The following is an 18,645-nucleotide window of genomic DNA, read 5'->3' on the forward strand; positions in this document are numbered from 1 at the left end:
GCAGCGGGCTGCGTATTCAATAGAATGGCTGCGCTGATCATCAACGACCACAGCCGGCTACCGGCATTAACAACAAGAACAGGTCTGGTCTCATATGCCTTTACCCTCGATATTCCTCGGGGTAACGGCCAAGCAACTGCTGGTCCTGGTGACCGTCGGCTGCGTGGCTGCTTATCTCTTCGACACTCAACGCGAAATCCCGCCGGAAAACCTGGCACTTGAAGCCTTTATTCGCTCCCAGGAACAGGTGGTCGAGCAAGTGGGCTCGGTGCTGGGCGTGGAGTTGGTCAGGCAGGTGGTCGCGCATCCGGGCTACAACTCGGCAGGCTACCAGCGTTCGATGTATGCCGTCGAAGGCGAGCGGGGGCAGTTGATGGTGACGCTTAAGCAGGTGCAGGGAGAGCAGGGTATCGAGGTCACGGAGATCCGTCGTCCGTGATCACCCCAGCCCAGTCAATGCCTTGAATGGCCAGGACTGAGCAGGTGAATAGGCGAGGTCTTATGACGCGAGGGTGGTTTGCGATTCGCGCACAAGAATGGTACCTGATTGGATCAACTTGAATTCGTCGCCTTCCAGTTTCTCTACACGGTCGCCAATGGCCAGCTTGTAGGTGGTGGTAGGTGCCGAGCCAGCCAGGTCGCCTTGCGCCGGGTTGGATTCCTGGAACTCATGCACCGAATACACGCGTCCTTCTGCGTCTCTGGCATGAAACTGTCCGACTAATACTGCTGCCATCTGTTTAGAACCTCTGGAGATAAACACTCTATTTGCGGTTCTGTAGACCGTCACGGAGCGGGGTAGTTTACTTACGGAATAAAAATACTATTCGCTGATATTTTCAGACTCTTCCTACGGGTCGTAATGCCGGGCAAACGCCCGCAGGAATATCAAAACCTTCTGGTGAACACGCCGCGAAGACTTTATAACTACAAGCTCCTTTAGTCAGACGTCGGGAAACCCCAATGAGCAAGGTCTACACCGTAGCCGTCGTGGTCGGTAGCTTGAGAAAAGACTCGATCAACCGTAAGGTCGCGCTGGCACTGGCCGAACTGGCCCCTGCCAACCTGCAGTTGAACATTGTGGAAATTGGCGATTTGCCGCTCTACAACGAAGATATTGACGGTGCGACACCGCCGGCAGCCTACAGTACTTTCCGCAAACAGGTGAGCTCATCCGACGCGGTGTTGTTCGTGACCCCGGAATACAACCGCTCCGTGCCCGCCCCGCTGAAGAATGCCATCGACGTCGGTTCTCGACCTTATGGGCAGAGCGCATGGAGTGGTAAGCCGGGCGCGGTCATCAGCGTATCGCCAGGTGCGATTGGTGGATTTGGCGCCAACCATCACCTGCGTCAGTCCCTGGTATTCCTCGATGTGCCCTGCATGCAGCAGCCGGAGGCCTATCTGGGCGGCGCGGGCAGCGTGTTTGACGAGGCGGGCAAGGTGTCGGAAAAGACCAAGCCGTTCCTGCAGGCATTTATTGATGCCTACAGCAAGTGGGTGGCAAAACAGCACGCTTGATTGCTATGGACCCGGCGATGACCGCCGGGTCTTTTTCGCGCGTTGTCAGGCCAGCTGATCTGCCAGCAATAACGCCAACGCGGTCCGCTACGGCGCTTCCCTGTGTTAGCGCAACCAGTTGGTGCGCGCCAGTTCGATCACTTCATCGCCACGGCCACTCATCACCGCCTTGAGCATATACAGGCTGAAACCCTTGGCCTGTTCCAACTTGATGGTCGGCGGCATCACCAACTCCTGGGTCGCCGTGACCACGTCCACCAGCACTGGGCCGTCGTGGGCGAGGGCGCGGCGCAGGGCCGGTTCCAGGTCTTCGGACTGCTCCACGCGAATGCCCAGGATGCCCATGGCGTTGGACATGGCCGCGAAGTCCGGGTTTTTCAGCTCGGTGCCGGCATCCAGGTAGCCCGCAGCCTTCATTTCCATCGCGACAAACCCCAGGGACGAGTTATCGAACACGATGACTTTCACCGGCAGTTTCAACTGTGCCAACGAGATGAAATCCCCCATTAACATGGCGAAACCGCCGTCACCCGACATCGAAATCACCTGGCGATCCGGGAAGGCTGCCTGGGCCCCGATGGCCTGGGGCATGGCATTGGCCATCGAACCGTGGTTAAACGAACCGATCAAACGACGCTTGCCATTCATCTTCAAATAGCGCGCAGCCCACACGGTGGGCGAGCCGACATCGGCGGTGAAGATCGCATCGTCATCTGCCAATTCACTGAGCAAGCGTGCGACGTATTGTGGGTGAATCGGCCGATTGGCTTTCGACGGCTGAGCCAAGTCGTCCAGCCCCTGGCGAGCTTTCTCATAATGTTTCAAGGAGGTTTCAAGGAAGCTGCGATCAGTCTTGCGCGTCAAGCGCGGCAGCAGGGCGCCGATGGTTTCGCTGACATCCGCGGCAATGCCCAGGTCCAGCGTGGCGCGACGGCCGAGGGCCTGGGGGTTGCGGTCGATCTGGATGATCTTCGCGTCCGTTGGGTAGAACTGGCGGTAGGGGAAGTCGGTGCCGAGCATGATCAAGGTATCGCAGTCGAGCATGGCGTGATAGCCGGAGCTGAAGCCAATCAGGCCGGTCATGCCCACGTCGAACGGGTTGTCCCATTCCACATGTTCTTTGCCGCGCAGGGCGTGTACCACGGGAGCGCCGAGGGCGTCAGCCAGCGCCACCACCTGATCGTGGGCGCCGGCACAACCGCTGCCACAGAGCAGGGTGGTTTTCTGGCTGCTTTCCAGGATTTCGATGAGGCGTTGCAGGTCCTGATCCGCAGGCAGCGTGCGTGGCGCATGCAAGGCTGGCCATGGCTTGAGCTTGTCTTCCACTTCCAGCAGCGACACATCGCCTGGAATCACCACGACCGCGACGCCGCGATTGAGGATCGCCGAACGCATGGCGCGGTGCAGCACGTGGGGCATCTGCTCGGGGTTGGTGACCAGTTCGATGAAGTGGCTGCACTCCTTGAACAATTCCTGGGGATGGGTTTCCTGGAAGTAGTTCAGGCCGATCTCCGACGATGGGATCTGCGCGGCAATCGCGAGCACCGGCACATGGTTGCGATGGCAGTCGAACAGGCCATTGATCAAGTGCAGGTTGCCCGGCCCGCAACTGCCGGCGCACACCGTCAATTCGCCAGTGGCCGCCGCTTCGGCGCCTGCGGCAAAGGCCGCCACTTCTTCGTGGCGCACATGCATCCACTCGATGCTGTCCATGGTACGCAGGGCGTCGGTGAGGCCATTGAGGCTGTCGCCGGTCAGGCCCCAGATGCGCTTGATGCCCGCCTGTTCAAGGGTGGTCGCCAATTGCTGGGCCAGGTTGATTTTCGCCATGAAGAACTCCAATCGTCAGTGAGGTTAAAAACTGCTGATCAATAGGGGACAGTTCGATCACGGCGGATGTTCAGCCTTTAATGTGAAGATTGCGTCATGGCTGCCCGGTATTGCCGGGTACGCCGCGCAAGAAACCACTGGTCACGTACCAACGCCATACACGGCGCGACGTTGGCCTTGGGCAAATGGCCGCGGCTGAGCCGGCGCATCTGATAGCGCACGACGGCGAGGATGGCCAGTGACGCCAGGGGCTTGCGCTTCCAGTCGATGGGCTTGAGTTGCGGGTTGGGGTCGCGGCCTTCGCGCCAGTGTTGGATCAATTGCGGCTCCAGCGTCAATGCTGTGGCGATCCCGGCCATGGCGACGCCACTGTCCAGTACCTGTTGCACGATGGGCAGGCGACGGATACCGCCGGTGACCAGCAGCGGCATCGTGGCGATCGTCGCCAGTTGACTGGCGAATTCCAGGAAATACGCCTCACGCGCCAGGGTGCGACCGTCACGCGCTTCGCCTTGCATGGCCGGTGCCTCGTAGCTGCCGCCGGATAACTCCAGCAGGTCGATGGGCAGCGGGTTGAGCATTTCGACCACGGCGCGTGCGTCGGCTTCTGCAAAGCCACCCCGCTGGAAATCGGCGGAGTTGAGTTTGACGGATACACAAAACGCCGGGCTGACATTGGCGCGCACTGCCCGGATTACGTCCAGCAACAGGCGCGCACGGTTCTCCAGGGAACCGCCCCAGCGGTCGGTGCGCTGGTTGCTCAACGGCGACAGGAACTGGCTGAGCAAGTAGCCGTGGGCACCGTGGATCTGTACGCCGGTAAACCCGGCTTTTTCGGCCAGGCGTGCGCTGGTGGCGAAGCGCTGGATCACGTCCTGGATGTCGTCCTCGGTCATGGCCTTGGGTGTGGCAAACATTTTCGAGAAACCGCCGAGGTCGAGCGCGACGGCGGACGGTGCAAGGGCTTGCTGGCGCAGGTTGGCTGGCGTCTGGCGCCCTGGGTGGCTGAGTTGTACCCAGAAGTGCACGCCGTTGCCGCGGGCGACGTCGGCCCATTCACGAAAGCTCGCCAGATGCTGCTCATCTTCGAGGGCCACGCCACCGGGGCCGGTCATGGCCCGGCGGTCGACCATCACGTTGCCGGTGATCAACACGCCTGGCTTGCCGTCCGCCCAGGCCTTGTACAGTTGCTTCAACTCACGGGACGGCGCCTGATTGCCATCGGCCATATTTTCTTCCATCGCCGCCTTGGCGATACGATTGGGGAGGACCTGGCCATTGGGCAGTTGCAGGGCTTCAAAGGGTGACATGGGTTGACTCCTGAGTGGGGGAAGCCTCAGGCTAAGCTTAAAGTTAACTTTAATGTCAAGCAGGTGCCGTGATGAATATTGGGGAGCTGGCAAAGCAGAGTGGGCTGGCGGCGTCGCGTATCCGCTTTTATGAGGCCGAGGGCCTGATCAGCCAGGTCGGACGCCAGTCCAATGGGTACCGGCTTTATGCGCCGGAGGCCCTGCAAACCCTGCAACTGATCCAGAGCGCGCAACAGGCAGGCTTTACCCTGCAGGAGCTCAAGGCGCTGATGCCTGCGCCGGGCGAGCACAAGCGCGAAGAGTTGATCGAGGCGCTGGAGCGCAAGGTCACGCAGATCGAAGCCATGCAGGCGCAACTGGCCCATAGCAAGGCGCAACTGCTGGGGGTGATCGAAGCGGTACGGGCGCAGCCGGAAGGGGTGCCATGCAGCGTAGGGCAGAGGCAGGTATTAGGATTGATCAGCGAGAACCTGTAGGAGCGAGCTTGCTCGCGAAGACCTCACAGACAACACGTTCATCCAGGATTCACGCGTTATCGTTGACGATCTTCGCGGGCAAGCCCGCTCCTACGGTTTATTGGCGACGACGAAACAACGGCAGCGGTTCATCCGTTGCCGCCTGGTACGTCACCGAAAAGTCCTTGAGGCTTTCCAGGGCTTCGTACGGGTCTTTGTCGGCGCGCAGGGCGAACGCATCGAACCCGCAACGGCGCAGGTAGAACAACTGGTCGCGCAGCACGTCGCCAATCGCACGCAGCTCGCCTTTGTAGCCGTAACGGTCACGCAACAAGCGGGCGTTGGAGTAGTTGCGGCCGTCGGTGAACGCCGGGAAGTTCAGCGCGATGACCTGGAAGTGTTCCACGTCTTCACCGATCTCTTCGGCTTCTTCATCGGCGTCCAGCCACACACCCAGGCCGCCGTCGCGGGCCTTGAGGGCGTGGCCGTGTTCGCGCCACAGCGCCAACGGCACGATCAGGTCGTCGCAGTTGGAGATGCCGTCAAAGCTCGCGTCCTTGGGCAGCAGGTGCCAGGTTTCGTCGAGGACTTCGTTGTTCTTAATGATTCGCTGCATAGACGCGCTCCTTGAACAGGTCGATGCCGATGCGCTGGTAGGTGTCGATGAAACGTTCATCTTCGGTGCGCTGTTCGATGTACACGTCGATCAGCTTGCCGATCACCTCAGGCATGGCTTCCTGGGCGAAGGACGGGCCGAGGATCTTGCCCAGGCTCGCATCGCGGCTGGCGCTGCCACCCAGGGACACTTGGTAGAATTCTTCGCCTTTCTTGTCCACGCCCAGGATGCCGATGTGGCCGACGTGGTGGTGACCACAGGCGTTCATGCAACCGGAGATGTTCAGGTCCAGCTCGCCGATGTCGAACAGGTAGTCCAGGTCGTCGAAACGGCGCTGGATCGATTCGGCAATCGGGATCGACTTGGCGTTGGCCAGCGAGCAGAAGTCGCCGCCCGGGCAGCAGATGATATCGGTCAACAGGCCGATGTTCGGCGTGGCGAAACCGCCTTCGCGCAGTTCGCCCCACAGGGTGAACAGCTGGCTCTGCTCAACGTCCGCGAGAATGATGTTCTGTTCGTGGGAGGTGCGCAGTTGGCCGAAGCTGTAGCGCTCGGCCAGGTCGGCGACGGCGTCCAGCTGTTTGTCGGTGATATCGCCTGGGGCAACGCCGGTCGGTTTCAGCGACAGGGTCACTGCCACATAGCCTGGCTTCTTGTGCGCCAGGGTGTTGCGGGTGCGCCAACGGGCGAAACCGGGGTGTTCTTTGTCCAGTGCTGAGAGCTCGGCGTCCTGATTGCTCAACGCCTTGTACTCAGGGTCGACGAAGTGCTTGGCCACGCGGTGCACTTCGGCTTCGGTCAGGGTGGTCTGGCCGCCGCGCAGGTATTCCATCTCAGCGTCGACTTTCTGGGCGAAGACCTCAGGGGTCAGCGCCTTGACCAGGATCTTGATCCGGGCCTTGTACTTGTTGTCACGACGGCCATAGCGGTTGTAGACCCGCAGGATCGCGTCGAGGTAGCTCAACAGGTCCTGCCATGGCAGGAATTCGTTGATGAACGCACCGACCACCGGAGTACGGCCGAGGCCGCCACCAACCAGTACGCGGAAGCCCAACTCGCCGGCCTCGTTGTGCACCGGCTCTAGGCCGATGTCGTGCACTTCGATGGCTGCACGGTCCGAGGTCGAGCCATTGATGGCGATCTTGAACTTGCGCGGCAGGTAGGCGAATTCTGGGTGGAAGGTGGTCCATTGACGGACGATTTCACACCAGGGGCGTGGGTCGATCAGTTCGTCAGCGGCCACGCCGGCGAATTGGTCGGTGGTCACGTTGCGCAGGCAGTTACCGCTGGTCTGAATGGCGTGCATCTGCACGGTAGCCAGTTCAGCCAGGATGTCCGGCACATCTTCCAGCGCCGGCCAGTTGAACTGTACGTTCTGGCGGGTACTGATGTGGGCGTAGCCTTTGTCGAAGTCGCGGGCAATCTTGGCCATCATGCGCGTCTGGCGCGACGTCAGTTGGCCATAGGGCACGGCCACCCGCAGCATCGGCGCAAAGCGCTGAACATAAAGGCCATTTTGCAGGCGCAGAGGGCGGAACTCTTCTTCGCTCAGTTCACCTGCTAGGTAGCGTCGGGTCTGATCACGGAACTGCTTGACGCGGTCCTCGATGATGCGCTGATCGTATTCGTCGTATACGTACATATAGGTCCTGTTCTCGGCAAATCTGCGCGCACGGCCGCGCACTCCCAACGGAGCCGGGGCAAGATACCAGTTTGCGTTTATGCGCAAAAGTGATGTTTGAGTATATGCAAATAACCAAATCGACTAATGAGAACCGTTATCGCCATACCCACATTTGTCATGCGGGCAATCGTCAACTTTACTGTGAGCGTGTTTGAACGTAATCACCTATAAAACCGACAAGAGGCGATGCGATGAGTAACCCGACAAAAGCCCGTAAACCCGACAGTACCGTAGATGCCTGGGCCATTCTGTTCCTGATCATTCTGGTGGTGGGAACTGCCGTGTTTTGGGTAAGCCACCAGTAAACAGCCTCGATTGACTGTCGCAATGCCATTATCATGACGGTCAAATATCCGGGGCTGAACATCAATGTCGAAGGTGCTGATTGCGTGCGTGTGGTTGCTGGGATCGGCGTACGGGGCGATGGCCCATGCCACGTCGGTGGTGTTTCTCAACCCTGGCATGTCGACGGAAACCTTCTGGGTCAGCTACGCGCAGTTCATGCAGGCCGGAGCCAAGGACCTCGGCCTGCATTTGCGTGTGCGCTATTCCGAGCGTGACACCCGCAACACCCTGAATCAGGCGCGCGAGGCACTGCAAGGCAGCGAGCGGCCGGATTACCTGGTGTTGGTGAACGAGCAATACGTTGCCCCGCAGATCCTGCGCATGGCCCAGGGGAGCGGGGTCAAGCTGCTGATTGTGAATAACGCGCTGACCGCCGATCAGGTGCAATTGCTGAACGCCCGCAACGACGCCGACGTGATGGGCAGCATGGTCGCCAACGACGAGCAGGCCGGTTATTTGATGCTGACCGACTTGCTGCGCCAGCACGGCCCTGCAAAGCCTGGCGAATCCATCGACCTGCTGGCATTCTCCGGCACCAAGACGACCCCGGCCGCGCAGCTGCGCGAAAAGGGCCTGCGCCGTGCCCTGGCTGAGCACCCTGAAGTGCGCCTGCGCCAGTTGGTCTCCGGCGAATGGAGCCGCCAGCGCGCGTTCGAGCAAGCGGTGCTGTTGTTCAAGCGCTACCCGCAGACCGCGCTGGTGTGGTCGGCCAACGACGAAATGGCGCTTGGCGCCATGCAGGCGCTACAGGACAGTGGGCGGGTGCCGGGTCAGGAGGTGTTGTTCAGTGCGGTGAACAGTTCGCCGCAGATTTTGCAGGCACGGCTGGATGGACGGCTGAGTACACTGGTCGCCGGGCATTTCACCCTGGGCGGGTGGGCGATGGTGTTGATCCATGATGATGCCAAGGGCGTGCCAATCGACGCCCATGGCGGGCGCGACCGCCAGGAAGCGCTGTTCCAGTTGATAGACGCCACCCAGGCACAACGGTTGTTGGCGCCAGCGGCGCCAGTGGATTTCCGTGCACTGTCTGCCGTCGGCAAGCCGGCGTCCTACCGTTACCCCTTCAGCCTGCAACTGCTGCTGCGCTAGACGCCGGCCAACAGCAGCACCAGCTTGACGATACCGAACAACGTCAGGGCAAACACCACCGTGAACAGAATGCCCAACGCTACAAAGTGGCTGGGCCTGCCGTGGGTAAAGTCGCGAGCGCGGTTCTTGCCGCTTTGCACGCCAAACGCGGCCGCGATCACGCTGTGCAGCATCTGCCAGAAGGTAGGGGGCTTGTTGTTGATTGGATCGTCCATACATCCCTCGACACCAGGTGTGTGAGGGATAGCATAGACAATCCAGCCGGGCTTAGTTGTCGTGGGCTTAGTTGTCGTAGCCCAGGTTCGGCGCCAGCCAACGTTCGGTCACACTCAGGTCCTGGCCTTTGCGCGCGGTGTAGCTCGCCACCTGGTCCTTGTCGACCTTACCCACGGCAAAGTACTGCGCCTGCGGGTGGGCGAAGTACCAGCCGCTGACGGCCGCCGCCGGGAACATCGCGTAATGCTCGGTGAGGAACACGCCGCTACGACCTGCATGCATTTCGCGGGCCTCGGGGTCGAGCAGTTGAAACAACTGGGCTTTCTCGGTGTGATCCGGGCACGCGGGGTAGCCGGGGGCAGGGCGGATGCCGCTGTATTGCTCTTTGATCAGCGCCTCGTTGTCCAATTGCTCATCCTTGGCGTAGCCCCAGTGCTCTTTACGCACCTGCTGGTGCAGCCATTCAGCGCAGGCTTCGGCCAGGCGGTCGGCCAGGGCCTTGACCATGATCGAGTTGTAGTCGTCGCCCGCGTCCTGGTAGGCCTTGGCGACTTCTTCGGCACCGATACCGGCGGTGGTGATAAAACCACCGATGTAGTCAGTCACACCGCTGTCCTTGGGCGCTACGAAGTCGGCCAGGGAGAAGTTTGGCTTGCCATCGGTCTTGATGATCTGCTGGCGCAGGTGGTGCAGTTTTGCGATCGGCTGGCCGTCGTCGCCGTAGACTTCCAGGTCGTCGTCCTGCACCTGGTTGGTCGGCCAGAAACCGAACACCGCACGGGCGCTGATGAGTTTTTCGTCGATCAATTTCTTGAGCATTTCCTGGGCATCGGCGTACAGCGCGGTGGCCGCTTCACCGACGACTTCGTCAGTAAGAATGCGTGGGAATTTGCCCGCCAGGTCCCAGGAAATGAAGAACGGTGTCCAGTCGATGTACTCGGCCAGCACCTTGAGGTCGATATTGTCCAGCACCTTGGCGCCGGTAAAGGTCGGCACCACCGGGCTGTAGGTGCTCCAGTCGAACTGTGGCTTTTTGGCGATGGCGGCGGGATAGCTCAGGCGCTCGGTGCGGGCGCTGCGGTTCGAGGTGCGCTCGCGCACTTCCACGTATTCCTCGCGGGTGCGTTCCACGAAGCCGGCTTTCAGTTCCTTGGACAGCAACTGCGTCGCCACGCCCACGGCGCGGGAAGCGTCGGTGACGTACACCACGGCATCGTTACTGTACTTGGGCTCGATCTTTACCGCCGTGTGCGCCTTGGAGGTGGTGGCGCCACCGATCATCAGCGGCAGGTGGAAGTCCTGGCGCTGCATCTCGCGAGCCACATGGACCATCTCGTCCAGGGACGGGGTGATCAGGCCGGACAGCCCGATAATGTCGCACTTCTGTTCCTTGGCCACCTGCAGGATCTTCTCTGCCGGCACCATTACGCCTAGGTCGACGATGTCATAGCCGTTGCAGCCGAGCACCACGCCGACAATGTTTTTGCCGATGTCGTGCACGTCGCCTTTTACGGTTGCCATCAGGATCTTGCCCTTGGCTTCCGGCTTGTCGCCTTTTTCCAGTTCGATGAACGGGATCAAGTGCGCTACCGCCTGTTTCATCACGCGGGCAGATTTCACCACCTGGGGCAGGAACATCTTACCAGCGCCAAACAGGTCGCCGACGATGTTCATGCCGGACATCAGCGGGCCTTCGATCACTTCGATCGGGCGCGCGAACGACAGCCGCGATTCCTCGGTGTCTTCCACGATGTGCGTAGTGATGCCTTTGACCAGCGCATGTTCCAGGCGCTTGTTCACGTCCCAGCCACGCCATTCTTCGGTCTCGGCTTCCTTGACGCTGCCGTCGCCCTTGTACTTGTCGGCGATGGCGAGCAGGGCGTCGGTGCCGTCCGGCGTGCGGTTGAGCACCACGTCTTCCACGGCATCACGCAGCTCGGCCGGGATCTGGTCGTAGATCTCCAGCTGGCCGGCGTTGACGATGCCCATGGTCAGCCCATTGCGGATCGCATACAGCAGGAACACCGAATGGATTGCCTCACGCACCGGGTTGTTGCCACGGAACGAGAACGACACGTTGGACACGCCGCCGGAGGTCAGTGCATACGGCAGCTCGTCACGGATGTAGGCGCAGGCGTTGATAAAGTCGACGGCGTAGTTGTTGTGCTCTTCGATACCGGTGGCGACCGCAAAGATGTTCGGGTCGAAGATGATGTCTTCCGGTGGGAAGCCGACTTCATTCACCAGGATGTCGTAGGAGCGTTTGCAGATCTCTTTCTTGCGCGCTTCGGTGTCGGCCTGGCCGGCTTCATCGAACGCCATCACCACCACCGCAGCACCATAGCGCTTGCACAGCTTGGCGTGGTGGATGAACTGCTCCACGCCTTCCTTCATGCTGATGGAGTTGACGATGCCCTTGCCCTGGATGCACTTGAGGCCGGCCTCGATCACGTCCCACTTGGAGGAGTCGATCATGATCGGCACGCGGGAGATGTCCGGCTCGCCGGCGATCAGATTGAGGAAGGTCACCATGGCCTTCTTCGAATCCAACATGCCCTCGTCCATGTTGATGTCGATCACCTGGGCGCCGGCTTCCACCTGCTGCAGCGCGACTTCCAGGGCTTCGGTGTAGTTATCTTCACGGATCAGGCGGGCGAACTTGGCCGAGCCGGTGATGTTGGTGCGCTCGCCGACGTTGACGAACAACGAGCTGCGATCGATGGTGAACGGCTCCAGGCCTGACAGGCGGCAAGCCTTCGGAATATCCGGGATCTGGCGCGGCGCGTAACCGGCCACGGCCTTGGCGATGGCCTCGATGTGGCCCGGCGTGGTGCCGCAGCAGCCGCCGACAATGTTGAGGAAGCCGCTCTGGGCGAACTCTTCGATGACCTTGGCGGTTTGTGACGGCAACTCGTCGTATTCGCCGAATTCGTTGGGCAGGCCGGCGTTCGGGTGGGCAGAAACGTGGGTGTTGGCCTTGTTCGACAATTCTTCCAGGTACGGACGCAGCTCGCTGGCACCCAGGGCGCAGTTGAGGCCCACGGAAATCGGCTTGGCGTGGGCCACGGAGTTCCAGAACGCTTCGGTGGTCTGGCCCGACAGGGTACGGCCGGAGGCGTCGGTGATGGTGCCGGAAATCATGATCGGCAGCTCAATATTCAATTCCTCGAACACGCCTTGCACGGCGAAGATCGCGGCCTTGGCATTGAGGGTGTCGAAAATGGTTTCGATCAGGATCAGGTCGGCACCGCCTTCGATCAGGCCTTTGGTGGCCTCGGTGTAGTTTTCCACCAATTCATCGAAGGTCACGTTGCGGTAGCCGGGGTTGTTCACGTCGGGCGACAGCGAGCAGGTGCGGCTGGTCGGGCCGAGCACGCCTGCGACGAAACGCGGCTTGTCCGGGGTTTCCGCCGTTTTGGCGTCGGCGATCTTGCGCGCCAGGCGTGCGCCTTCTACGTTTAGCTCAAACGCCAGCGCTTCCATGCCGTAGTCGGCCATGGAAATGCGCGTGGCGTTGAAGGTATTGGTTTCGAGGATGTCGGCGCCGGCATCCAGGTAGGCTTTTTCGATGCCGCCGATTACGTCTGGACGGGTGATCACCAGCAGGTCGTTGTTACCCTTGACGTCGCTGGGCCAGTCGGCGAAGCGTTTGCCACGGTAGTCATTTTCCTCAAGCTTGTAGCTTTGGATCATCGTGCCCATGCCGCCGTCGAGGATCAGGATACGTTCCTTGAGGGCTTGATGAAGGGCTTGCAGACGAACGCTACGATCGGACATGGGACTACTCTGGTCAGGCATTTCGGAGGGCGTGAATCATAACAAACCTGTGCCGATTTAGAGCATGCGCAGTTTTTGCATGAATATCGTTCATGTTGCTGGGGAGTATGGCCCGGTAGAATCACCGGCAAATTTTCAGCGCACGCATTGAACCGGGACCCGATACATGTCACTTCGCCTCATCACCAGCGCCGTCCTGGCGCTGGTCGCTTGCATCGCACAGGCTGACGGACCCGCCCCGGCGATTTCGTACACTCGCGACATTCAACCAATCTTTACCGAGAAGTGCGTGGCCTGCCACGCCTGCTACGACTCCGCCTGCCAGCTCAACCTGGGCAGTGGCGAGGGCGCGGCCCGGGGTGCAAACAAAGTGCCGGTCTATGATGGCGAGCGCAGCCAGGCGACCCCGACCACGCGGCTGTTCTATGACGCCTTTGGCAAGCAGGCCTGGCAGCAAAAGGGCTTTTACTCGGTGCTGGACGCCCAGGGCAGCCAGGCGGCCTTGATGGCACGCATGCTGGAGCTGGGCCATAACGCACCGCTGCAACCCAACGCCAAGTTGCCTCAAGATATCGTACTGGGCCTGAACCGTGAAAACATGTGCGCCATGCCCGGCGAGTTCAATGCCTACGCCGGTGCCCATCCCAAGGAAGGCATGCCGCTGGCGGTCACCGGCCTGACGGACCAGCAATACCAGACCCTGCAACGCTGGCTCGCGTCCGGCGCTCCTATCGATGAACAAGGCCTGGCGCCCAGCGCCAAGGAAGCCCTGCAGGTGCAGCAGTGGGAAAACCTGTTCAACCAGCCGGGTGCGCGGGAGAGCCTGGTGGCGCGCTGGTTGTTCGAACATCTGTTTCTCGCGCACATCTACTTCGAAAACGGCGAACCGGGGCATTTCTTCCAGTGGGTGCGTTCGCGTACGCCCAGCGGCCAGCCGATCGATCTGATCGCCACCCGTCGCCCCAATGATGATCCAGGCACCCGTGTGTATTACCGCCTGTGGCCGGTGCAGGGTGTGATTGTGCATAAAACCCACATCGCGTACCCGTTCAGTGCCCAGAAGATGGCGCGGATCAAAGAACTGTTCTACGCCGGCAATTGGCAGGTCAACGCCTTGCCGGGCTATGGTCCAGGCCGTCGCGCCAACCCCTTCGAAACCTTCGAAGCCATCCCGGCCAAGGCGCGTTACCAGTTCATGCTGGACAACGCCGAATACTTCGTACGCACCTTTATCCGTGGGCCGGTGTGCCGTGGGCAGATTGCCACGGACGTGATCCGTGACAACTTCTGGACCCTGTTCCAAGACCCGGACCACGACCTGTACATCACCGATGCGCGCTATCGCGGCCAGGCTACGCCGTTGCTGGCGATGCCGGGGCAGAACGATGACGTCGGCAGCGTGCTCAGCCTGTGGCTGGCGTACCGCGACAAACGTAATGAATACGAGGCCCTGCGCCGCGACAGCTATGCTGACTTGCCGCCGCCAAGCTGGTCGACCCTGTGGGCGGGCAATGACAATGCCTTGCTGAGCATCTTCCGCCACTTCGACAGCGCTTCGGTGACCAAAGGCCTGATTGGCGAGGTGCCGCAAACCCTGTGGCTGTTCGACTACCCGCTGCTGGAGCGCACCTATTATCAGTTGGCGGTGAACTTCGATGTGTTCGGCAACGTGTCGCACCAGGCCCAGACCCGGTTGTATTTCGACCTGATTCGCAACGGTGCCGAGCAGAACTTCCTGCGCCTGATGCCGGCCGATTCCCGCGAGGGCTTCTTGGATGACTGGTACCAGAACAGCGGCAAGCTCAAGCTATGGCTGGACTATGAAGCCATTGATGACGATAAACCCACTGGCCTGCACCTGAATGAAAACGATCCGAAGCGCGACTTTGCCAACCAGTTGCTCACGCGTTATGGCGATTTGAATGCGAGCCCGGATCCGATCAACCGCTGCACGGGCGCCTATTGCTCGCGTGACGGCGTGGACCCAGCCATTCAGGATGCGGAGCAGGCGCTGAGCCGCCTGACTTCACGCCCGGCCGCCGGGCTCAAGGTCATCGACCAACTGCCTGAAGCGACGATGCTGCGTGTCGAGACCGCCAGCGGTAAGCGTGTGCTCTACAGCATGCTGCGCAATCGTGCCCACAGTAACGTGGCGTTTCTGCTGGGTGAGGCTTATCGCTATCAGCCGGGCTTGGACACGGTGACGATTTATCCTGGCGTGCTGAGCAGCTATCCAAACTTTATGTTCAATATCCCTGCCCAGGAAGTGCCGGAGTTTGTGGCTGAAATGGAGCGGGCCAAGGATGCCAAGCGTTTCGAGAAGATTGTGGACCGCTGGGGTGTGCGGCGCAGTCATCCTTTGTTTTGGCAGTACTTCCATGATGTGTCGCAGTACATTCGGGAGACTACGCCGGTGGAAGAGGGGGTGTTGGATATGAATCGGTATCAGAACTTGTGAGATCTTTTCGGAGTGCATATCCGTTGCTGCGGTAACGGCTGATATTGGTTCCGCCCTTACGGCGCCTTAGATCAAAAGCCAGAGCAAGCGCGACTCGCTTCGCATCGTGGATACGCTTTTCGTCCTCTTTAGGAGCCGGCTTGCCGGCGAAAAACGTGAGAACGCCGCGTTTTGTCTGGTTACCCGCGTCATCGTTAACCACCATCGAAGGCAAGCCAGCTCCTACAGGGACTGCGTTTGCCCTTGCCTTTGCTCTACACCACTCAGGCCGCCGTGCTCTTGCGGCCCCCCAAACCCCTGCCGGATCACGGGCACACCGAGTGTTGGGGCAAGAGCCTTTTGGTTGCTTTTGGGCTCTTTTCAAAAGTGGCCCGCCGTAAGGGCGGAACCCATAGCAGCCATCACCCAAATAACGGATATGTACACCCCCCTAAAAAACCTATCCCGACAAAAACACTAGGACTTTGTACCTGCGTAATATTTTGGCGTAAACTGCTGGCAAGCCTGTGAGGAGTTTCCATGACTGCCATAACCATTACCGACGCCGCCCACGATTACCTGGCTGACCTGCTGTCCAAGCAGAACACCCCGGGTATCGGCATCCGCGTCTTTATCACCCAGCCCGGCACCCAATACGCCGAGACTTGCATTGCCTACTGCAAGCCTGGGGAAGAGAAACCTGAAGACACCGCCCTGGGGCTGAAAAGCTTCACCGCGTACATCGATGCCTTCAGCGAAGCCTTCCTCGACGACGCCGTGGTCGACTACGCCACCGACCGCATGGGCGGCCAGTTGACCATCAAGGCGCCAAACGCCAAGGTGCCGAACGTCAACGCCGACAGCCCGGTGAACGAGCGCATCAATTACTACCTGCAGACCGAGATCAACCCAGGCCTGGCCAGCCACGGCGGCCAGGTCAGCCTGATCGACGTGGTCGAAGACGGCATTGCGGTGTTGAAATTCGGCGGCGGCTGCCAAGGCTGTGGCCAGGCGGACGTGACCCTGCGTGAAGGCATTGAGCGCACCTTGCTGGAGCGTATTCCAGAGCTCAAGGGCGTGCGTGACGTGACCGACCACACGCAGAAAGAAAACGCCTACTACTGAATAAGGCGTTCACTGCGAGCAGAAAAAACGGCGCCCCGTGAGCGCCGTTTTTTTATGCCTGGGTTTCAGGGGCGGTAAAGGTGAGCATGGCCCGCGCGATACAGCGACGACTCACTGAAGCTGTCACTTGCCAACACCCGGCCCACCACAATCAATGCCGTGCGCCGAAAGCCTTTGGCCGCCACCTTCTCGGTAATGTCACTCAACGTGCCCATCGCCCAATCCTGATCCGGCCAGGTTGCCCGGTGCACCACGGCAATCGGGCAATCCGCGCCGTAGTGCGGCAGCAGCTCAGCGACGATCTTCTCCAGGTGATTGACCCCCAGGTGGATCGCCATGGTGGTGCCATGCCGGGCCAGGCTGTCGAAATCCTCGCCGGCGGGCATGCGGGTTTTGTCGGCATAGCGGGTCAGGATCACGCTTTGGGCGATATCGGGCAGGGTCAGCTCGGTTTCCAGCAGGGCGGCGCAGGCGGCCACGGCGGTGACGCCGGGAATGATCTGGAAGGGAATGCCCAGCTCCCGCAGATGGCGGATCTGTTCGCCAATGGCGCCATACAGGCTCGGGTCACCGGAATGGACGCGGGCCACGTCCTGGCCGTTGTCGTGGGCGGTTTTGATCAGGTCAATGATCTGTTCCAGGTGCAATTCGGCGCTGTTGACCACCGTTAGCGCCGAATGGCCGTCCAATACCGCCGCCGGAACCAATGAGCCGGCATAGATGATTACCGGGCAACTACGGATCAGCCGCTGGCCTTTGACGGTGATCAATTCCGGGTCGCCGGGGCCTGCGCCGATGAAGTAGACGGTCATGGTGGTTCCTGTCGAAAAACGGGCGAGCATGAATGTTGCTCATGATCGGGGGCGGCAATTATCGGGATTTTAGCCGGCGCAGGCTAATGCAAAGGTGGCTTGGGCGGTTTTTTTGCGAGTGATCAACAGGCGGGCAGGGCTGCCTGCAAGGTGCTCGGCGAGTGCCAGCGCGGCGCTTTCGGCGATGCCATAACAGCCGGTGTGGGCAAAAGCGATGTCGGATTTGTGGCTCAGGCGGTGTTCAAACGCCGCCAGTTGCTCGGCGCTGAAACACTGCAGTGGCAGGTTCAGCCTCTGGGCCAGAGCCAGTAACCCCGGTTCATTCTGTTTGCGATCGATACTGGCCAGCGCGCTAATGCGGTGACGCTCGATACCGCCCTCGGCGAGGGCCGAATCGAACAGCGCCAGCAAGGTGTGAAGATCACAACCCCGCTGGCAACCCAGGCCGATCACCAGGGTCATGCCGAGTATTGGTCGTCACGGTTGCGGCGGAACAGCCACGCGCTGATCAGGCCCAGTGCGAGCCAGAAAGCGACGTTGGTCAACTGTGAAGCGATCTTGAATTGTGCTTCCAGGGCTTGCGGTGCCAGCATCGAATGCACTTCGGGCTGTGGCGCGCCAATCACGTGGGGGACGGCGAGGATCGCCACGCCCAGCACTTTCAACAGCCAGTTACGACCAAATACGATCAAAGCGATGCCGGCAGCCGTAGAAGCCGCAGTGCCGATCCACCAGGTCTGGCGCAGCGCCAGGTCCGCGGCGGCAGTGCCCGGCAGCTCAGGCGGCAGGCCCATCGTCGGTGCCAGCACGAAGGTTGCGTAACCGGCCAAGCCCCACAGCAAGCCTTGGGCGGTGCGGGTTGGCGCGCGCAGTGTGTAGAGACCGGCCAGCATCAGCGCAAAACCGACCGCGACCACCAGATTACCGCCTGTGGTGGAGAGCACGCGCTGCCAGCCGTCTTCCGGCTCCCAGGCTTCGGCATCGTGGGTGTGGGCGGCAGCGCCTTCGGTGTGTTCGTGGGCCACTTCGGTGGCGGCCGGGGCCTTTTCAAAGGTTTCCGCCTGCAGAATCAGCGGGGCGACCCAGAAGCTTTGCAGCAAGGTCAGCAACAGGGCGGCCAGCAGGCCGGTGAAACCTGCAGTTTGCGCGATACGCTTGATCATGTCGGCAGGTCTCAGTGGCACGGGAACGCAGCGCTGTGGCGGGTATCGTGGGCAGCGTTGTGCACGGCCTCGATGTGCGAGAAACCGGCAAAGTACACCAGGCACGCACCAAGGATCGACGCGCCGATGGCGGCGGTCAGGCGTTGGCTCAGGGTGGCGGTGCTGCTGGCGGAGTGCGAGGTGCTGCTGACGATCGACATGGCGCGTCCCTTTCAGGTGTCTGGGTGAAACGAGCGCATGGAAACCCCGCGAGCCAGGCACG

General features: G+C 60.7%; 17 protein-coding genes. 6 read left to right on the plus strand and 11 right to left on the minus strand.

Annotated features, from left to right (window positions below; all coding sequences use genetic code 11):
- The first annotated feature begins 94 nt into the window (after positions 1-94).
- Entirely contained in the window at positions 95-439 is a 345-nt protein-coding gene (locus AB4N92_RS24340) for a hypothetical protein (RefSeq protein ID WP_045792236.1), read from the plus strand.
- Between the two features lie 60 nt (positions 440-499).
- On the opposite strand, the gene AB4N92_RS24345 is transcribed toward AB4N92_RS24340, so the two are convergent.
- A complete protein-coding gene (locus AB4N92_RS24345) occupies positions 500-736 on the minus strand; it encodes a hypothetical protein (RefSeq protein ID WP_016979714.1) in 237 nt (78 codons plus the stop codon).
- A 227-nt stretch (positions 737-963) separates the two neighbouring features.
- On the opposite strand from AB4N92_RS24345, the gene AB4N92_RS24350 reads away from it, so the two are divergent.
- Positions 964-1,521 carry an NADPH-dependent FMN reductase gene (locus AB4N92_RS24350; RefSeq protein WP_021491692.1) on the plus strand — a complete coding sequence of 186 codons (558 nt, stop codon included), beginning with the start codon at positions 964-966 and terminating at the stop codon, positions 1,519-1,521.
- A gap of 105 nt (positions 1,522-1,626) precedes the next feature.
- Here AB4N92_RS24350 and poxB read toward each other — a convergent pair whose 3' ends face one another.
- The gene (poxB, locus tag AB4N92_RS24355; RefSeq protein ID WP_021491691.1) at positions 1,627-3,351 is read right to left on the minus strand and encodes a ubiquinone-dependent pyruvate dehydrogenase; all 1,725 of its coding nucleotides are present in this window, start codon (positions 3,349-3,351) and stop codon (positions 1,627-1,629) included.
- A 77-nt stretch (positions 3,352-3,428) separates the two neighbouring features.
- Positions 3,429-4,661 carry an NADH:flavin oxidoreductase/NADH oxidase family protein gene (locus tag AB4N92_RS24360; RefSeq protein ID WP_236267170.1) on the minus strand — a complete coding sequence of 411 codons (1,233 nt, stop codon included), beginning with the start codon at positions 4,659-4,661 and terminating at the stop codon, positions 3,429-3,431.
- Positions 4,662-4,732: 71 nt separating this feature from the next.
- Between AB4N92_RS24360 and AB4N92_RS24365 the strand changes: the two genes are divergently transcribed.
- Positions 4,733-5,137, plus strand: coding sequence for a MerR family transcriptional regulator (locus tag AB4N92_RS24365; protein ID WP_236267169.1), 405 nt, complete (start codon positions 4,733-4,735; stop codon positions 5,135-5,137).
- A gap of 97 nt (positions 5,138-5,234) precedes the next feature.
- Here the strand turns inward: AB4N92_RS24365 and AB4N92_RS24370 are convergent, their stop codons facing one another.
- A complete protein-coding gene (locus AB4N92_RS24370) occupies positions 5,235-5,732 on the minus strand; it encodes a DUF934 domain-containing protein (RefSeq protein WP_010210898.1) in 498 nt (165 codons plus the stop codon).
- Positions 5,716-7,374 carry a nitrite/sulfite reductase gene (locus tag AB4N92_RS24375; RefSeq protein WP_010210897.1) on the minus strand — a complete coding sequence of 553 codons (1,659 nt, stop codon included), beginning with the start codon at positions 7,372-7,374 and terminating at the stop codon, positions 5,716-5,718. Before AB4N92_RS24375 ends, AB4N92_RS24370 begins: the two co-directional genes overlap by 17 nt.
- 411 nt (positions 7,375-7,785) lie before the next feature.
- Here AB4N92_RS24375 and AB4N92_RS24380 point away from each other — a divergent pair, with 411 nt between their 5' ends.
- Complete coding sequence (locus AB4N92_RS24380; RefSeq protein ID WP_021491690.1) at positions 7,786-8,853, plus strand: ABC transporter substrate-binding protein; 1,068 nt, start codon at positions 7,786-7,788, stop codon at positions 8,851-8,853.
- Here AB4N92_RS24380 and AB4N92_RS24385 read toward each other — a convergent pair.
- Together AB4N92_RS24385 and metH are read right to left on the minus strand one after the other, a co-directional pair.
- On the minus strand, positions 8,850-9,068 hold the full coding sequence (locus AB4N92_RS24385; protein WP_010210891.1) for a DUF2970 domain-containing protein: 219 nt from the start codon (positions 9,066-9,068) through the stop codon (positions 8,850-8,852). The genes AB4N92_RS24380 and AB4N92_RS24385 overlap by 4 nt on opposite strands.
- A 67-nt stretch (positions 9,069-9,135) precedes the next feature.
- Positions 9,136-12,846 (minus strand): methionine synthase, encoded by a 3,711-nt coding sequence (gene metH, locus AB4N92_RS24390; RefSeq protein ID WP_038453191.1) that lies wholly within the window; start codon positions 12,844-12,846, stop codon positions 9,136-9,138.
- A 166-nt stretch (positions 12,847-13,012) separates the two neighbouring features.
- On the opposite strand from metH, the gene AB4N92_RS24395 reads away from it, so the two are divergent.
- Complete coding sequence (locus AB4N92_RS24395) at positions 13,013-15,304, plus strand: fatty acid cis/trans isomerase (RefSeq protein ID WP_010210888.1); 2,292 nt, start codon at positions 13,013-13,015, stop codon at positions 15,302-15,304.
- 519 nt (positions 15,305-15,823) lie between these two features.
- Entirely contained in the window at positions 15,824-16,408 is a 585-nt protein-coding gene (gene nfuA, locus AB4N92_RS24400; protein ID WP_003173594.1) for a Fe-S biogenesis protein NfuA, read from the plus strand.
- Positions 16,409-16,473: 65 nt separating this feature from the next.
- Here the strand turns inward: nfuA and cobM are convergent, their stop codons facing one another.
- The 4 genes from cobM to AB4N92_RS24420 form a co-directional block, all read right to left on the minus strand.
- A complete protein-coding gene (cobM, locus tag AB4N92_RS24405) occupies positions 16,474-17,220 on the minus strand; it encodes a precorrin-4 C(11)-methyltransferase (protein ID WP_010210885.1) in 747 nt (248 codons plus the stop codon).
- 69 nt (positions 17,221-17,289) lie between these two features.
- Entirely contained in the window at positions 17,290-17,682 is a 393-nt protein-coding gene (locus AB4N92_RS24410) for a cobalamin biosynthesis protein (protein ID WP_010210884.1), read from the minus strand.
- Positions 17,679-18,383, minus strand: a complete 705-nt coding sequence (locus AB4N92_RS24415) for a CbtA family protein (RefSeq protein WP_010210883.1) — start codon at positions 18,381-18,383, stop codon at positions 17,679-17,681. The genes AB4N92_RS24410 and AB4N92_RS24415 overlap by 4 nt, the downstream gene beginning before the upstream one ends.
- An 11-nt stretch (positions 18,384-18,394) precedes the next feature.
- The gene (locus AB4N92_RS24420; protein ID WP_010210882.1) at positions 18,395-18,583 is read right to left on the minus strand and encodes a CbtB domain-containing protein; all 189 of its coding nucleotides are present in this window, start codon (positions 18,581-18,583) and stop codon (positions 18,395-18,397) included.
- Positions 18,584-18,645 lie beyond the last annotated feature (62 nt).

Source organism: Pseudomonas sp. S3_A09, from assembly GCF_054668065.1.